This is a genomic window from Bradyrhizobium sp. Crot121 (genome assembly GCF_059512385.1).
Genome location: NZ_JCAMOR010000121.1, coordinates 1 through 15,092 on the forward strand (window position 1 = coordinate 1; position 15,092 = coordinate 15,092).

General features: G+C 58.6%; 14 protein-coding genes. 2 read left to right on the forward strand and 12 right to left on the reverse strand.

Annotated elements, in window-relative coordinates; translation table 11 throughout:
- The 9 genes from AC5ZGW_RS42850 to AC5ZGW_RS42890 form a co-directional block, all read right to left on the reverse strand.
- A partial coding sequence (locus AC5ZGW_RS42850; RefSeq protein ID WP_496114108.1) for a mannose-1-phosphate guanylyltransferase/mannose-6-phosphate isomerase occupies nucleotides 1-995 on the reverse strand: 995 nt, incomplete at its 3' end.
- Nucleotides 996-1,133: 138 nt separating this feature from the next.
- Nucleotides 1,134-2,363 carry a glycosyltransferase family 4 protein gene (locus AC5ZGW_RS42855; protein ID WP_245475112.1) on the reverse strand — a complete coding sequence of 410 codons (1,230 nt, stop codon included), beginning with the start codon at nucleotides 2,361-2,363 and terminating at the stop codon, nucleotides 1,134-1,136.
- 702 nt (nucleotides 2,364-3,065) lie between these two features.
- Complete coding sequence (locus AC5ZGW_RS42860) at nucleotides 3,066-4,013, reverse strand: GNAT family N-acetyltransferase (protein ID WP_165435599.1); 948 nt, start codon at nucleotides 4,011-4,013, stop codon at nucleotides 3,066-3,068.
- A 331-nt stretch (nucleotides 4,014-4,344) separates the two neighbouring features.
- Entirely contained in the window at nucleotides 4,345-4,716 is a 372-nt protein-coding gene (locus AC5ZGW_RS42865; protein WP_130230541.1) for a DMT family transporter, read from the reverse strand.
- Entirely contained in the window at nucleotides 4,713-5,621 is a 909-nt protein-coding gene (locus AC5ZGW_RS42870) for a class I SAM-dependent methyltransferase (protein WP_130230539.1), read from the reverse strand. The genes AC5ZGW_RS42865 and AC5ZGW_RS42870 overlap by 4 nt, the downstream gene beginning before the upstream one ends.
- The gene (locus tag AC5ZGW_RS42875; protein ID WP_130230537.1) at nucleotides 5,618-6,868 is read right to left on the reverse strand and encodes a polysaccharide biosynthesis protein; all 1,251 of its coding nucleotides are present in this window, start codon (nucleotides 6,866-6,868) and stop codon (nucleotides 5,618-5,620) included. The genes AC5ZGW_RS42870 and AC5ZGW_RS42875 overlap by 4 nt, the downstream gene beginning before the upstream one ends.
- 22 nt (nucleotides 6,869-6,890) lie before the next feature.
- Nucleotides 6,891-7,928, reverse strand: coding sequence for a glycosyltransferase family 2 protein (locus tag AC5ZGW_RS42880; RefSeq protein WP_165435598.1), 1,038 nt, complete (start codon nucleotides 7,926-7,928; stop codon nucleotides 6,891-6,893).
- Nucleotides 7,925-8,824, reverse strand: coding sequence for an NAD-dependent epimerase/dehydratase family protein (locus tag AC5ZGW_RS42885; RefSeq protein ID WP_130230533.1), 900 nt, complete (start codon nucleotides 8,822-8,824; stop codon nucleotides 7,925-7,927). The genes AC5ZGW_RS42880 and AC5ZGW_RS42885 overlap by 4 nt, the downstream gene beginning before the upstream one ends.
- Complete coding sequence (locus AC5ZGW_RS42890) at nucleotides 8,824-9,528, reverse strand: nucleotidyltransferase family protein (protein WP_130230531.1); 705 nt, start codon at nucleotides 9,526-9,528, stop codon at nucleotides 8,824-8,826. Before AC5ZGW_RS42890 ends, AC5ZGW_RS42885 begins: the two co-directional genes overlap by 1 nt.
- 1,174 nt (nucleotides 9,529-10,702) lie before the next feature.
- Here AC5ZGW_RS42890 and AC5ZGW_RS42895 point away from each other — a divergent pair.
- Nucleotides 10,703-11,889 (forward strand): IS3 family transposase gene (locus AC5ZGW_RS42895; RefSeq protein ID WP_496114109.1). Its coding sequence is split into 2 segments (ribosomal slippage): nucleotides 10,703-10,955 and nucleotides 10,955-11,889, totalling 1,188 coding nucleotides; the frame shifts between segments, so codons are not numbered across the junction.
- A gap of 125 nt (nucleotides 11,890-12,014) precedes the next feature.
- Here the strand turns inward: AC5ZGW_RS42895 and AC5ZGW_RS42900 are convergent.
- The 3 genes from AC5ZGW_RS42900 to AC5ZGW_RS42910 are packed head-to-tail and all read right to left on the reverse strand — an operon-like array spanning nucleotide 12,015 to nucleotide 13,624.
- Nucleotides 12,015-12,542 (reverse strand): HEPN domain-containing protein, encoded by a 528-nt coding sequence (locus AC5ZGW_RS42900; protein ID WP_130230971.1) that lies wholly within the window; start codon nucleotides 12,540-12,542, stop codon nucleotides 12,015-12,017.
- Nucleotides 12,539-13,201, reverse strand: a complete 663-nt coding sequence (locus AC5ZGW_RS42905; protein ID WP_130230973.1) for an SOS response-associated peptidase — start codon at nucleotides 13,199-13,201, stop codon at nucleotides 12,539-12,541. Before AC5ZGW_RS42905 ends, AC5ZGW_RS42900 begins: the two co-directional genes overlap by 4 nt.
- A 9-nt stretch (nucleotides 13,202-13,210) precedes the next feature.
- Nucleotides 13,211-13,624: a hypothetical protein gene (locus AC5ZGW_RS42910; RefSeq protein ID WP_130230975.1), complete on the reverse strand. Its 414-nt coding sequence runs from the start codon at nucleotides 13,622-13,624 to the stop codon at nucleotides 13,211-13,213.
- Nucleotides 13,625-14,566: 942 nt separating this feature from the next.
- Here AC5ZGW_RS42910 and AC5ZGW_RS42915 point away from each other — a divergent pair.
- Entirely contained in the window at nucleotides 14,567-14,770 is a 204-nt protein-coding gene (locus AC5ZGW_RS42915) for a cold-shock protein (RefSeq protein ID WP_028165752.1), read from the forward strand.
- The last annotated feature ends 322 nt before the right edge of the window (nucleotides 14,771-15,092 follow it).

The window sequence follows — 15,092 nt, forward strand, 5'->3', positions numbered from 1 at the left end:
GACACCAGGATGGCGTCCTGTGTCGCCACCACCACGAGGTCGTCGACGCCCTCGAGCGCGACCAGCGCGCGGTCGGTGGAGACGTTGCAGTTGCGGGATTCTTCGAACACCGCAGCGCCCCGCGCGGCATTGCCCTGCCCGTCCTTGTCGGACAATTCCCACACCGCATGCCAGGAGCCGACATCGGACCAACCGCATGACACCGGCACCACGGCCGCGCGCGCGGTCTTTTCCATCACCGCATAGTCGATCGAGATCGCTTGTGCCGATCCGAACGCTTCCGCATCGAGCTTGACGAAACCGAGATCGCTCTGAGCACTTGTCACCGCCTCGGTCACGGCCTGCACGCTCGCGGCATCGAAATTACGATATTCATCAAGCAGCACAGCGGCGCGGAACATGAAGTTGCCGCTGTTCCAGAGATAGCCGGCATGGATGTAGTCGGCCGCGGTTGCGGCGTCCGGCTTCTCGACGAATTTCGCGACCGCGCGCACCTGTCCCGAAATGGTATCGCCGGGGCTGATATAGCCGTATTCGGTGGCCGGGCGCTCGGGATTGACGCCGAAGGTGACGATGCGGCCTGCTTTGGCCGCAGCCAGCCCCTCGCGACAGGCGGCGACGAAGGCCGCGGTGTCGCCGACCACGTGATCGGCGGCGAGCGCCAGCACGATTGATTCCTTATCGCGCACTTGCGCAAAGGCGGCGCCGGCCGCGATCGCCGGCCCGGAGTCGCGCCGCGCTGGCTCCAGCAGCACGTCCGCCTCGCGCCCGATGCCGGCCAGTTGCTCCAGCACCATGAAACGATAGGCGTTGTTGGTGATCACGATCGGCCGCTCGAACAGCGCCGGATCCGACACCCTGAGCAGCGTCTCCTGGAAGGTCGAGCGGGTCCCGAACAACGGCAGGAACTGCTTCGGATGGACCTCGCGCGACGCCGGCCACAGCCTCGTGCCCGCTCCGCCGCACATGATCAGTGGGATGATGCGTTCACTCATGAGACCTCGCCTGCTGCAGCTTATGATAGTCGCCCGAATTGTAATGAATGTGCGATCGCATCCAATGTCTCGCCATCGCATGTCGTCTCGGTTTGCGCAACACTTGCTGGCTGATCGACATATAAATCAGCATCCCCGCTACCGCAGACCCAAATGACGGTAGGCATCGAGAACTAGCCCGGCACTTCGATACCAGTCGAACGCGCGCGCCCGATTAATCCGGAGCCTGCGCAAGGTTGGATCTAGATGTTCGTTGCATGAAAGCGCCTCGCGCAGGACATCGCTCCAAGCGTCGACATCCTCGGCCGGCGCAACCCGACCGAGAGTTAAGGCGATTTCCTCCATCGCAGAGCAAGAGCTGTAGGCGACCGGTGTTCCACATGCCATGGCCTCCACGACCGGCATACCGAACCCTTCGTACAGCGAAGGCATCAACAGCAAACGCGCTCCCTCGTAGAGGCTTCGCAACTGCATATTGCGAATACCGCTAAGAAGACGCAACGAGCCTTCGGAACGAAGCGCGTCTAATTGCCGCGGCAGCTTCAGATCACCCCACCCTTTTCCACCGACGACGACGAGCGGACATTGCGCACGCGCGGACGGTGCAAGCTGTGCGAGGGCGCTAACGAGGGTGCGGATATTCTTGCGCGGCTCAAGCGTGCCTACTGCGAGAAAGTACTGGCCATGCTTTAGGCCAAGCGGCGCGAGGTCGCGAGATGTCATGTTCTCGCCCTTCGGCGTGAACACCGGAGCTGCGGCTGGCGGCGCGACGAAAATACGCTCTGCCGGATAGCCAAACAAATCTATGATCTCCCGCTTGCTGAATTCAGAGATTGTCTGCACCAGCGGCGCACGCTCGATGGTGTCGCCGAGCGACGTAAGCCACGCGACGCGATCGGCGGGGTGGTATTCTGGATGGCGAAATGTCGAGAGATCATAGATCACGGGCAGCACGGGCACACCCGGGTCGGATGGTGGACGAAAATTGAAGGCATGAAAGAAGTCAAGACGCTCCGAACGAACAGTCGCGGCGAAACCGCGGCGGTAGGTCTCTCTATACAGCAGCCGGACAGGCCGAGCATCCGAGAAACGGACTGCCAGCTGAATCGGGAGACGCGCAATGCGCTCGGAAAACGAATTTCCAAAACGGGAGGACGTTGAATTCTCGTCGCCTCCCTCGTCCTGATCCGCAGTCACCATCGAGGCGAGCGTTATTTCGCGCCAGCCAGCGCCCACAAATCCCCGAAACTGATAACACGACGTCTGTTTCAGAAGACCGCGCACTATGTGAAAGCTATAGTTGGAGATGCCAGTCGCGGGGCCGTATAGCATCCGGGCTTCGAGGCCGACAGTAGATCGTATTGTCAAAGCAGCTTTCCTTGGTCACTGCGCCGGCGTTGATCTGCAACTAGCATATATGGTCTTAAGAACTGAGGCGAATTCGTCGATTTTTGGTCGCGACCACACGGCATTCCTGATGCCGGCGTAGTGCCCTGCGGATCGCGAACTCGTTCCAAATCATAGCCGACAGCATGAACACGGAGGAGCGCCTGAATCTCGGGGGCGATTCGCCATCCGCCAGTGATACCGGCAGCCCGGCTTGCGCCGCCTCGACGAGATTCGACCCGCAGCCTTTAGCTCGTGAGAACGAGAAATAGAGATCTATCGCCTGACAGAAATCGGCAATGCTAAGCCTTTCGATCCAAGGCGAAAAGAGATGATCGTGATTTACAACGATCACGACGCCGCTGCATTTTGTGGAATTGATCTACTTTGCATCTTGCTGATGTAGCCACAGCTTTCCAGAGTTAGCGTCGCGAATTCAGCCGCACGCTAGCCGCTTCCAGTACCAGAACCTTGGCCACACCGACATGCCCGCCGTAAGGAAAACGGCCACTCCTTCTTTCGGAGAACGCAATTCTGCCGCCACCGGTAGAGCTAATGCGCCCGGGCGACGCGCCAACGCGCAGTAAATCGACAGCCGCATAATCTAGCCCGTTGTAGGATATTGAGATGAATCAACCAGCTAACATCCGCTCGGTTTCCGTCGGAGATGTTTCGGGAACAGCGTTACAGACCGTCCCAATCACCGACGTAGGAATGCCAATGATCGGTGCTCCCGCCCCGTTTACCGGAAACCATGAGGACCAACGGGCGCGGCATCAACAGAGACGGAATCTCGATCAAGCCGCACCGCAGCAGGTCCAGCATCCGCCATTGGTTATTGAATGAAACCGTGGCGAGGCAGCCCTGCTGGCGCGACCAAAACCCAGCGTGTCGGATTAGCAATTTTCGAGAAATCGCATCGACTGCGAATGAATCCATAATCACGCTCACCCTAACGCCGAACAAACGCAAGGTTCTAAGGACGATCCAACCGCAATCCTCGGCGCCGTTTCGCGCGACGTAGCATGAATAGATCGGACGAAGCGCTGAACAATAGCGCGCGTTCATGTACGCAGAAGATTTGACAATCCGTAGTCGATCCGACTGACCGAAATTTCGTACCAACAGATCGTGAGAGCCACCGAACCGTTCGACGCGGTGAACAGTCTCGATCGCGGTCAGATTTGGAATGATCCCGACGAAAGGCGAGAGCGTGTCAACATGTCGCCAGCCCATCGCCGTTAGCTGCGGCGCCGACCGAGAATTCGGGAATCCGAAGAATACATCGGTGGAGGGCAAGGTGTCCGTGAGCACTGCCAAGCAAGCCTTGAAGTACCCCTTCCGACGCTCGGGCGGTATGGTTGCAATGTCGCAGATCTGCCAACCCGTCATAGGGTCGCCGCCTGCGCTGAGTTGTACGGGGAACGCTGCGCACATGGCGACGAGCTGGCCGTTGCGCCGCAACTCAGCAATTCTGGCCGGCTGCAGGAGCGTATATTTCCATACGTAATGTTGGAAGGTCTGAACAGCCGCGCGCTCGGCTTCGCCGACTTGTCCTTCGAAGCAACGCTGCTGAAAGAGCGCTATCTCTTCAAAGTCCGCATCGGCCGCGCATATGAGGCTTGGTTCCACATTCAATCCGGAGCAATTGAGCAACGAGCGCGAAAATATCGCTCGTTTGCGAAACCTCTGATGTCAACAAATAATGTGCGATTGAGGGCAGCGAATTGAAACTGGGATCCAAGATCGCCAGACGGGGTCGGCTCCAACAGCCGCTTGATTCTTAGAAGCAGCCCAAATCTCTGGGTCAGCCTTCCGCTCCATCCAATCGCCCTCTCGCCGGGGCTGCCCAAGATGCTTCCTAGGTGTCTAGAGCAGTTAACTCCGCCTCTGCGGATTTCCTGCAACGCCAGGCGAGAGGTTTGCTGGAGGTGCTGCCGTCGAGCGCCTGGCCGGCTCGACGTTAAGATCGCGTAATGACCACGATGCCGAGAAAGACCATCGTGATGCCGATGATGCGTCCCAACGTCAGCAACTCGCCAAGCAAGACGGACGCGGTCCCAGTGGAAAACACTAGGGTCAGTCCGATCGCTATCGGATAAGCGACGGATAGCTCGTTTCTCCCGAGAATGACTAGCCAAACCGCAAAGCTCCCGATGTAGAGAACAGTTCCCACTAGGGCCAATGCCACTGGAGCGACCAGCCAATCCAAACGGACGATGAAGCCCACCGCGGCGATCATATTCGATTTCAGGAGGACGAGCCCTGTGACACTCGCGATAGTATAAGCCGCAAATAGCGAGACATCCAGGTAGCGATCATTCAAAGCAGTCACGCCGGGCGCCTCTTGCCGACGACGAACATGATGTCGTACAAGTTTACCGTGATACGGGCTCCCGTCAGCGGCAACCTGGCCAACGCCGCATAAAGCCCGGGACGCTTCATCTTCAGAGCCAGCAGAAAATACAGCACCGAACGGATACGCCGCGAATTGCCGGGATGGCTGACGTGGACGACATCGAATCCGTTGCGGGCGAGCAGCGTCGAGAGCGTGGGCACTGAGAAATAATGCAAGTGGGTCGGCGGATGAATCATCCGCCAAGCAGCACCACGGAGCCGCGCATTCAAGCTGCCGATATCGCCGGTCGTGATCGCTAGAAGACCGCCGGGTTTAATATCTGAGGCCAGCTTCTTGATGAACAGATCCGGTCGCTTCAGATGTTCGATTGTGTCCCACATCGCAACGACATCGACCTGCCGTCGGAGATCGGTGTTGAGATAGTCGCCACAACGCGCGTCAACATCGAACCGCTCGACCGCATATCGAATGGCATCAGCAGAAACGTCGATACCGCTGGCCACCCTGACCTGCTTCTTCACTTCATCCAAGAAGAACCCGTAGGCGCATCCCACTTCAAACAGGTCAACGTTCGACCACGTCGGCGTAAGCGATTTCAGCGTCGCCAACCGATTAGCGAAATTCAGTCGAAGGCTTTCTTCCTCGGCGATGTAGTCGAGATATTCCTGACCGTGGAAATAATCCTCGCTGTACAGCGCGCGCAGCTCCTCGTCCGGAATGTTGAGGTCGGCAGAGATAAAGCCGCAGGAACCGCACCGGAAAAGACCAGGCAGTGAGCTGGGTTGATATGTGCCACCGCAGACCAAGCAGGACAGGCCGACGCCGTCCGCTTCCTTGCGCGGCTTGCTTACCGTCGATGCTCCAAAATCATGTACGCTCATAGGCGCTGATCCAAATTCCTTTCCGATTCGACATGGCGGAAATTGACTATTCTGTTCTTGATAATGGAAACGATGTGGGCCTTGTCGATCGCAGATCCCGGATTATTGACGGCGGTTGCAATCCGGTCGAACAGCCCGTCAGTCGTCGTAAGGCTTGTCACATGCCGGACCGCTGCAACGGTTTTCAGACCTACGTCGGTCTGGACCTCGCCCTCTCCGACGAATTCCTCATAAGGTTTTTCACCGCTGGTGTCGAGCGGAGTAAGCAGCACTGGCCAGCGGCCTGAGCGAGCCATTTCTCGGACCGAGCGCCGCGCGTCGTCCTCGCGATCAAAGAACTCCGGCTGATAGCCATGTGCCAGCAACACCCGGACCGCAATATCCGGCAGCGACTGCAATTCGATCTCCGGCTCCATTCTCGGAAAAATGATGTGATGGTCCGGAGCACAAAACGCCGCGAGCATGCACAGCTCGCCGGCTTCGCGATGGGAAAGGAAATAGCGCTTAGTCTCCCGCGGAGCCGCCAGGGGCTGGAACCGTTCGAGGCGATAAAGAAACCCCTGCAATAGACTGCCATTCGAAAAAGCCACATTCGCGAAGCGAGCCGACGTGGTGGCTTTCGCCGTTTCGGCGGCGACCTCAAACACGAGATCTTCCATCAGACGCTTGCTCGCGCCCATCAGGCTGGTTGGATTTGCGGCCTTGTCTGTCGAGACTGCAAAGTAGCGTTTGCCATGCCGCCCGCGCGCCAGCCACTCCTTAAATCTGATGTGCTTGACGACATTGGTGTCGAGCATCTGCAGGACCGAATAGATGTCCTTTTCGGATCGCACATGCTTTAGCGCCGCGAAATTTAGGACGATGTCATAGGGCTCGGATTCGGCGAGCAGCCGCTCCATCACCGGGCCGCCGTAGTCGATCGGCAGTGCGCGAAAATCGATCCCATCGGGCAAGCCCTCGGGTCGCCCGCGCAGATCCCGGACAAGCTCGGCCAGATAGTTTTCGCTGTGGTCGACGACGTGGACGCTGCTCGGACCGTAGTCTACCAACAGCCGCGTAGTGGCCGAACCGATCGATCCTCCGCCCCCAACCACAAGCACACGGCGTCCCCGGACCAGCCGGTCGATGTTGGCGGCCTGCTCGCTGATGTCGTGCTGGATCAACGAATTTTCCCGTCGGGTCACCAGTGCGTCGAGTTGTGACGCACTCAGTTCAGCCCGCAGAGCCTTGGCAATGTCAGTCGGCATCGATCAATCCGTTCTTCAAGCTTCACGTCGACCGGGTGTCTCTGGAAAGCGTCATATCTGCACGCGGCACGCTGCTCCCGATCATAGCCAAATCATAATCGGCATCGTCACGCTGCGCCCCAGCATTGCGACGATGCCGTCGGTCCAGCAGATACAGAGGACGGTCTTTTACTTCATCGAAAATGAGGCTGACGTATTCGCCCAGAACGCCCAGGAAAAATAGCTGGACCCCGCTGGCGAAGGAGACCATCGCGATCAGCGACGTCCATCCAGGCACGTCAACGCTGCCGGTCGCGTACATCAGGACCTGCACGAGACCGCCGACCAGGCTGAGCGTCGCCAAGATAAATCCGGCCCCGATGCAGAAGCGCAACGGCACCTTTGAAAATGAGCAGATTCCGTTCAGCGCGAAATTCAGCAGCGTTGCAGGTCGATATTTGGATCTTCCCTGCACGCGCTTGAGCGGGGTGAACGGCACGAAACTGACGCGGTAACCCACCCAACTCACCAGACCGCGAAGAAACTGGTTGTGCTCCCGAATTTCCTTCCGAAATACCTGCGCGACCCGACGCGAGATCAGCCGGTAGTCGGCGGCTCCGGATTGCAGATTGACCGCGCCGACCTTCATGAAGGTGCTGTAAAACCAACGCGACGTCGAGCGCTTCAGCCAGTTAGTCTCCGCGCCATCTGTCCGGATCGTTTGGACAATCTCGGACCCTTCCTCCCAGTGGCGCAGCAGTTCCGGAATAAGCTCCGGCGGATGCTGAAGATCGCTATCGAGCATGACGATGATATCGCCTTCGGAATGATCGATACCGGCGACCAACGCCATTTGATGACCGAAGCGTCGGGACATCGTGAGAATTTCGACGCGCCGGTCCGCCTGGCCGATCGACGCAAGGATGTCCTCGGTCCTGTCAGGGGATGGATCGACAACATAGGTAATATGGACAATGTAATTGTCCGGAAGAATGTCGAGGGCTTTCGTAAGTCGAGCATGGAAGGAGGCGATGACCTCTTCCTCGCGATAAACCGGGCAAATTACGTCCAGAATAGTCATGACCCGGTCCTGCATTTGACCATTTCCCGTAACCCGGCAGCCAGCGTCGTTTGTGGCTTCCAGCCGACGGCATAGTAGAGCGCCGAGATATCTGCCTTGGTCAGATCGATCTCGTTTTCCCTGCGTTGAGCCTTTCCGAAATACGGCTTGTTGACCCCCGCAGCTTCACAGACTAGCTTGATGATGTCTTCCACCGAATGGGCGCCACCACTTCCGACATTGAATACGGAACCGCTGCTTGCCCGTGTCGACCGCAAAATGGCTTCGATGACGTCGTTGATATAGATATAATCGCGGCTCGGGCGCAAATCCATCACTTCGATCTTGTCGCAGGCTGGGTTGACCGCCTGCTCGACAATAAAAGGAATCAGGAAGTTCGAGCTTTGACCTGGGCCGTAGACATTGAAAAGCCGGAGCGTTACAACGTCGACGCCGTAGGTTTTCGCAAAAAAGCAGCAGGCCTGCTCGGCCAGATACTTCGAAAGTGCGTACGGATTGTTGGCGTCGATTGGGTCGGTTTCCCTGATAGGGATCCGCTGCGGGTTTCCATAGACATATGCGCTGAGAAATGAGACGCCGCAACCATGCCTGCGGCATTGGTCGAGAACTCTTACAGTTCCCAGCGTATTGGTTTCGATGAACGCCGCCGGATTTTCCCAGGCGGCAGGAACGCCGGTGCGCGCCCCCGCGTGAAAGACGTGACCAACTCCGTGGAGCGGAAGCTCGTCTTTTGTCAGATCCACGCCGGCGCCGCGCGAAGTCCGGATCACCGTCTTCCCCAACACCTCCAAACGGTCACAAAGATGCCGTCCGATAAAGCCAGAGGCGCCCGTGACTAGCACGGTATCGACGCCTGCAAGAATTTCCTCGCCGGAGGATTCTGCCCGATCGAGCATCAGAGACCCAGTTTGGTTTTGAGAGTGGGCCACTCCTCGATCGCTCTCTGATAATCGTCAGGTCGTCCGATATCAAGCCAATACCCCAGGTGAAATTCGGCGCGGAGCGGATTTCCGGCCGCGAGCATCTTCAAGACCAACTGATCGAATCCGAACGGCTGCGACGCAGGAATTTCGGGAAGGATGCGCCGGCTAAGGCAATAGATTCCCATGCTAACGTTATAGGGGATCGATGGCTTTTCATGGAAACCCCTGATGTAGCCGTCGTTCACCTCGAGCACGCCAAAATCGATGGGCTGCTGGCGCGCGGACGCGGCGACCGTCATCAGCCGATCCTCGGCTTTGTGCTTGGCCAACAAAGCGCCAAAGCCGATGTCCGACAGGATATCCCCGTTCATGACGAGGAAGTATTCTGGAAGATCCGAGATTAGACGCAACGGGCCCATCGTGCCAAGCGGTTCGTGCTCCAGCGAGTAATCGATTTTCACGTTCCACCGGCTGCCATCGCCGAAGAACGCTTTCAGCAATTCTGCCTGATGGTTGACCGCAAGCGTGATGTGGTCGAAGCCTTGGATGGCGAGTTGACGGATGATGATCTCAAGTATTGGCTGATCAACAATCGGCATCAAGGGCTTTGGCAGCGAGACCGTGAAAGGGCGCAAGCGCGTACCACGCCCACCTGCCAAAATAACTGCTCTGGACACGTAAATCCCCTAAGTCTGGCAATTGCGCCACGATCAACCAGCGATGCGGCGTCTAATATCCCTGCCCGCCCCCGCTTACAACATCAAAGCGCCGGCTCGGTGACACACGCTGGTGGAACGCCCAGATCCGCTGTCGGCAGGATACGGCAGGAACAGCAGTTCTACCGACCACAAAACAGACCCTTTGTTCCCACTACGTTCTACGGTCCGCACCGCCAAGACCTACGCGAGAAAAAGTTGGTCGGGAACGGCAATCGGGCGGACTGATGGCCCCCAAAAGCTGGTCCTCCTGTCCCTTCAAGCCACCACTGACCGACATCACCGATCGCTCGCACGCTCACCGTCTAGCGACGCGTTTGAAAAGCTCCACAAGCCTTTGGATCCCGACTTCGCTGTTTCTTCTTCAGCAACCATCGAAGTGCGCGCGCCCTTACGGGTGTGGTGACGATGGAATCTACGGACCCTAAGTCGACGAGTTGCCCGCGATCAAGAAGGCGATAGATTCATTTCTGAAGATATCGGAAGCGAAGCGGCATCGACGCTCATCGGTCCACGATGTCAGGCAATATCTCAAGAGCAAGATGAGAACCATGCGGATCGGTTCATTTCAGTTGCTGGACATTGCGGCCCGGCGTATCTTTTTACGTTTTCGCGGGACGGCCTACTGACGGAAATCCAATCAGCGCTGAGGATGCAATACTTATTCCTCGGGCGACAGCGCAAAAGGAATCGCCGCGTTTAAGAGCGCCATTAAATTGGCGCCGAGGTCCGATGAGTCTACAGGGTAGACTCGCATCAAGGTAGGTGGCGTGATGCTGGTGCTGTTTGTCCACAGCGAGCGTCCTGACTACCAGTAGACAACCCCACACATCATAAAGTAGCAACTTTGCGTCCACTGTTACCCAGGTGACCTCAAAGTGTTAAATAGGCGGCGGGGATCGAGGGGTCATGCCGCCTTTTCGCAAACAGACACCACTCCTTCGCCATTCTCAACGATGAAATTCGGCCCCGCGTTTTCGAGGCACGCCGCACATCTGCGGGCTACGCGGATAGGGCTTTTCGCCTTTTCAAAGTCCGCGATCGTCTCGGTGGCTGTTTGGGGCGCTTGATGTGACCTGCCGCTGCGTATTTCCTCCAGAAGGAGTTAGAGTCCGGCCGGAAGAAGGACGGACGAATGAAGCGAGCAAGGTTCACGGAAGAGCAGATTATCGCGGTGTTGAAGGAGCATGAGGCTGGGGCGAAGACGGCCGACCTGGCTCGCAAGCATGGAATCTCCGAGGCGACAATCTACAATTGGAAGGCTAAATTCGGCGGCATGGACGTCTCTGAGGCCAAGCGGCTGAAGGCGCTGGAGGAGGAGAACGCGAAGCTGAAGAAGCTCCTGGCCGAGCAGATGCTCGATGCGGCCGCCCTTCGCGAGTTGCTTTCAAAAAAATGGTAGGGCCCGCCGCCAAGCGCGCTGCGGTCGCGCATCTGCAGGCCGTCATGAGCCTGTCGGAACGGCGGGCCTGTTCGATCGTGGGCGCGGATCGGAAGATGATCCGCTACCGCTCCCGCCGCCCTCCGGACACGGTTCTGCGTGGCCGGTTGCGCGATCTTGCCAACGAGCGGCGGCGTTTCGGTTACCGCCGGCTGTTCGTCCTGCTGCGGCGGGAGGGCGAGCCATCGGGCATCAACCGGATCTACCGGCTTTATCGCGAGGAAGGGCTCGCCGTCCGCAAGCGGCGGGCCCGCCGCAAGGCTGTGGGGACCCGTGCTCCGATCCTGGTCGAGGCCAAGCCCAACGCGCGCTGGTCGCTGGACTTCGTTCATGATCAGTTTGCCAACGGACGGCGCTTCCGGATCCTCAACATCGTCGACGACGTCACCAAGGAATGCCTGGGCGCCATTCCGGATACCTCGATCTCAGGACGGCGCGTTGCCCGCGAACTCACGGCAATCGTCGAGCGACGCGGCAAGCCAGAAATGATCGTGTCCGATCATGGCACCGAGTTCACCTGCAACGCCATGCTCGCCTGGAGCAAGGACACAGTCATCGATTGGCACTTTATCGCGCCGGGAAAGCCGATGCAGAACGGCTTCATCGAGAGTTTTAACGGCCGGATGCGCGATGAACTGCTCAACGAGATCCTGTTCTTCGATCTGGATGATGCCCGCGCCAAGATCGCCAACTGGGTCGCCGACTACAATATCCGGCGGCCTCACTCGTCGCTGAAATACCTGACCCCCGCGGCCTATGCCGCCCACCTCACCGCAACGGACGATCGGCTACGCAACCCCGACCAGCTCCGCCGATCGTCCGTTGCTCCACCCGCGCCACTTGGCGTACAAAAACCCGAGACTCTAACCGCGGCTGGATGAAAATTCAGTGGCAGGTCATAAGCTCCATTGGTCGTCGCTCCGCCCTATCGGAGTCAACGTAGGGGTTGCCTCCGACGTATCTGATGCGGCCCGCCTGTCTTCTCTGTCGGGTGACCCTCGGTGCATTATCCATGTGTTTCCGTACGCGGAAGTCGCCACGCCCCATCAGTAGGGAAATCCCATTTGTCTCCCGGCTTTTTCCCTCTTGAAGAACTTGCGCCAATGGCAGTGTCGACCAACAGGTTAAGCGAGGAAAACGCAGAGAAAATAGTTCGTACGTCTTCCACCCAATACACCGTCTCGCGCTTCAAATAGCGGTATTCAAAGTTTTTGTGATGTTTGCCGAACGTACCTGCCAGGAAGTCCATTCCAGAGGAGTACAGCCCTTCCGACATGCACAATTCCCTAAGTCTAAGTAAGTCGTGCCCAATTTCACGACGCTTTAGCTGCTCCTCGCTATACCCTTTGTGAGCTAGAAAGGCTTTAAGATAAAGTTCCACGGCAAATCCGCACAGCATGTGAAAACCCATCAACAAACTAGTGTCATCTGACAATTGGCGCCGGTGGGGATTGGTCATCATTGTATAAGCGGACTGAACATAGTCCTTTGCCACACCGTAAGGTTCTTCCGGATCGAGCGCGGTATGCTTCATGCGGCTAACTTGTCTTCCTTGTCCGGCCCGCGCATGACGATCTTCAGGGCGTCCTCAGGGAGTGGCCGCTGTAGGGCCTTTGCCTCATCCCACCGAGCGCGCAGCCAAACTTCGCGCTCCTCGTCAGTCGTCAGGATGACAGGCATTGCCTTGTCATGGATCGGTTCGACGACAGCGTTCGCCTCGGTAGTTAGGAAGCCGTATACCAGGTGAGGACCGGGGATCGGCTTGGACTTGGTCCCGCGGTCCCCATTGAATTCTGTCCATATCCCGGCAAACGCCGTGAGCGGCCGGTCTTCGTTCAGCGCGAACCACACCACGTCTTTTTTCTTCGTGGCTGGGTTCGGCTCGGGCGCGTACTCGGCGAAGCTGTTGAAGGGCACTAGACAGCGGTTCTCCGGCTTGAGCCAGCCGCGCCAGTGCGGCGATTTGGTGTTTCGGATGTTCGTCACGGGCGGACCGGGTTTGCTCGGCGGCGGCGGCATGCCCCAACGCATCAGCACCATCTCGCGGCCGTCGCCGGCGTTGCGCACCACGGGGGCCGGATAATCAGGAAACACGCCCGGCATCGGTGGCAGGTTGCCGACATAGCGGTTGACGACCCGGAACAGCGCGCGGATCGCTTCCTGGTTGGTGGTGATGGAGTAGAGATTGCACATCAGGGGTCCTTAGCGTTCGTCCGGCCACCAGGTCGAAGGCGGATCCTGCGCCGAGATCTTGGTCGGTCGCAGCACGACGAGGTGGCTCCGCTTGTAGGGATAGCCGCGCTCGTCCGAGCACAACTTGCAGCGCATGTAGCGCTCGAGCTCGTGGATCGGTGTCGTCTTCGGCCGGCGGACGATATCGAGGGCGACGGTCTGGTGCGTCTCGCACCCGAGGCACTTCACCTCGAGATAGGTGTAGCCGGCATTGAGTGCGTCGCCGAGGGCAGGCGAGGGCTGCGCCGGTCCCTGGAACGCAAGCATGCGCTTGTTCCAGGCTTCGCAAGCGAGCCGGTCGGCGCCCTTCCGCGCCTCGGCAGCCTGCTCGGCCGCTGCGCGCACCGACGCGCCGAAAATGCTTTCTCTGGACTTCGTACCCATTTCCTAAGCATCGCGTCCGGGCGCCGCCAGAGCAAGCCGCTAGGCCTTGTGGATTGACGGGGAAAAGCGTCTACAGGCTCGGAGGCCGAAAGAAGCAGCCCGGTCAGGGGCGGACCGAGCTGCTAGGGGACAGTGCACAGCACGATTGGTGATCGTGTGCGCGCGCTTCCAACTTTGCGACGAAGCATCGGTTCCAAACCAGCCTGCCTGCCGGCGGTGTGCTGACGTTCTCTGAGCCGCACGGCTCGCCCGTGGTGACGAACAGCAATTTCAACCGGCCGATTGAATATCCTTCGCACGGTTAGCTTGAGAGGCCGGCAGCAGGGGGCAAGGCAACGATCTCAAGCCGGACGTGGTCAGAGACGAGCAGGGTGCCTATGCCTGCCTCGTCTTCTACGCGAGAATGCCCCGCACAGTGGCGGAGGGGCATGACGGCTGAGGTATCATCTGCCTGAGATCTTCCTCATATTCGAGGCTTGCCAAAGCCCTGCTGATCGTCGGGCTCCCTTTAGAAATCGCGCCGGCGGGCTCGAAACATAGCGTCCCGACGGCGTTCATCTCACTGGTGCCCTGAAATCCCAGTACCGGCATCCTAGCGAGACGCTATCGGGGCGTATGCATGAAATGGCACACATAGTAGCAGCCCGGCCCAGGGGACAAATCCGGACCGAGCTGCCTTTGGGCACTACACACGGATCCTGTGTGCGACCATTCAACGTTGCTACAAATGGACTGTTCCGCGTGGCCTCGCCAGCCGTGCCGATGGGCAAGAAGAACTCGTTCCTCGGGCGGAGATTACGGTGCCCAGAGCCGGAGAAAGACAGCTCGGGCGGGGCATGGATGGCCCGAGCTGCAAGGGGTGGGGTGCACGTTAGGTTTTTCTTGCCGCAGCCCATCCGGCCACCATAGAATACCTCCATTGTTCAAAAACGGAGTGCCGGCGTGGCGACAGGTATTGTGAAGTGGTTCAATGCAACGAAAGGTTATGGGTTCATTCAACCCGACAAAGGCGGCAAGGATGTCTTCGTCCACATCTCGGCCGTAGAAAAAGCGGGACTGAGCGGTCTCAATGAGGGGACCAAGGTGAGCTACGAAGAAATGACCAACAGGGGCAAGACGTCCGCTGAAAATCTAAGAGTCGGATGAATTCAAATCCGCCGGCCTCGCGCTGGCGAAATTATGCCGAACATATAACCCGGCCTCAGTGCCGGGTTTTTCTTTGGGGCGGGCGGGAGCAGGCTTTAATGCCTGAAAACGCGGGGAAACGGCGTCCCGCTCCTTAGCTGCATGGTGTCGTAAGGCTATACTCTGTCCCCCGGAAAGTGTGCACGCGCTCTCATTTACGTGTCCGGGACTTGCGCCGCGCCGCCAGGGCCTGCTCGGCCAGCGCCTCGATCGCCTGCGCCAGTTCATCCTCGGCGACCGCGCGTCTCGTCGACGCTGAGATCGGCGGCATCACGGCCGCCTT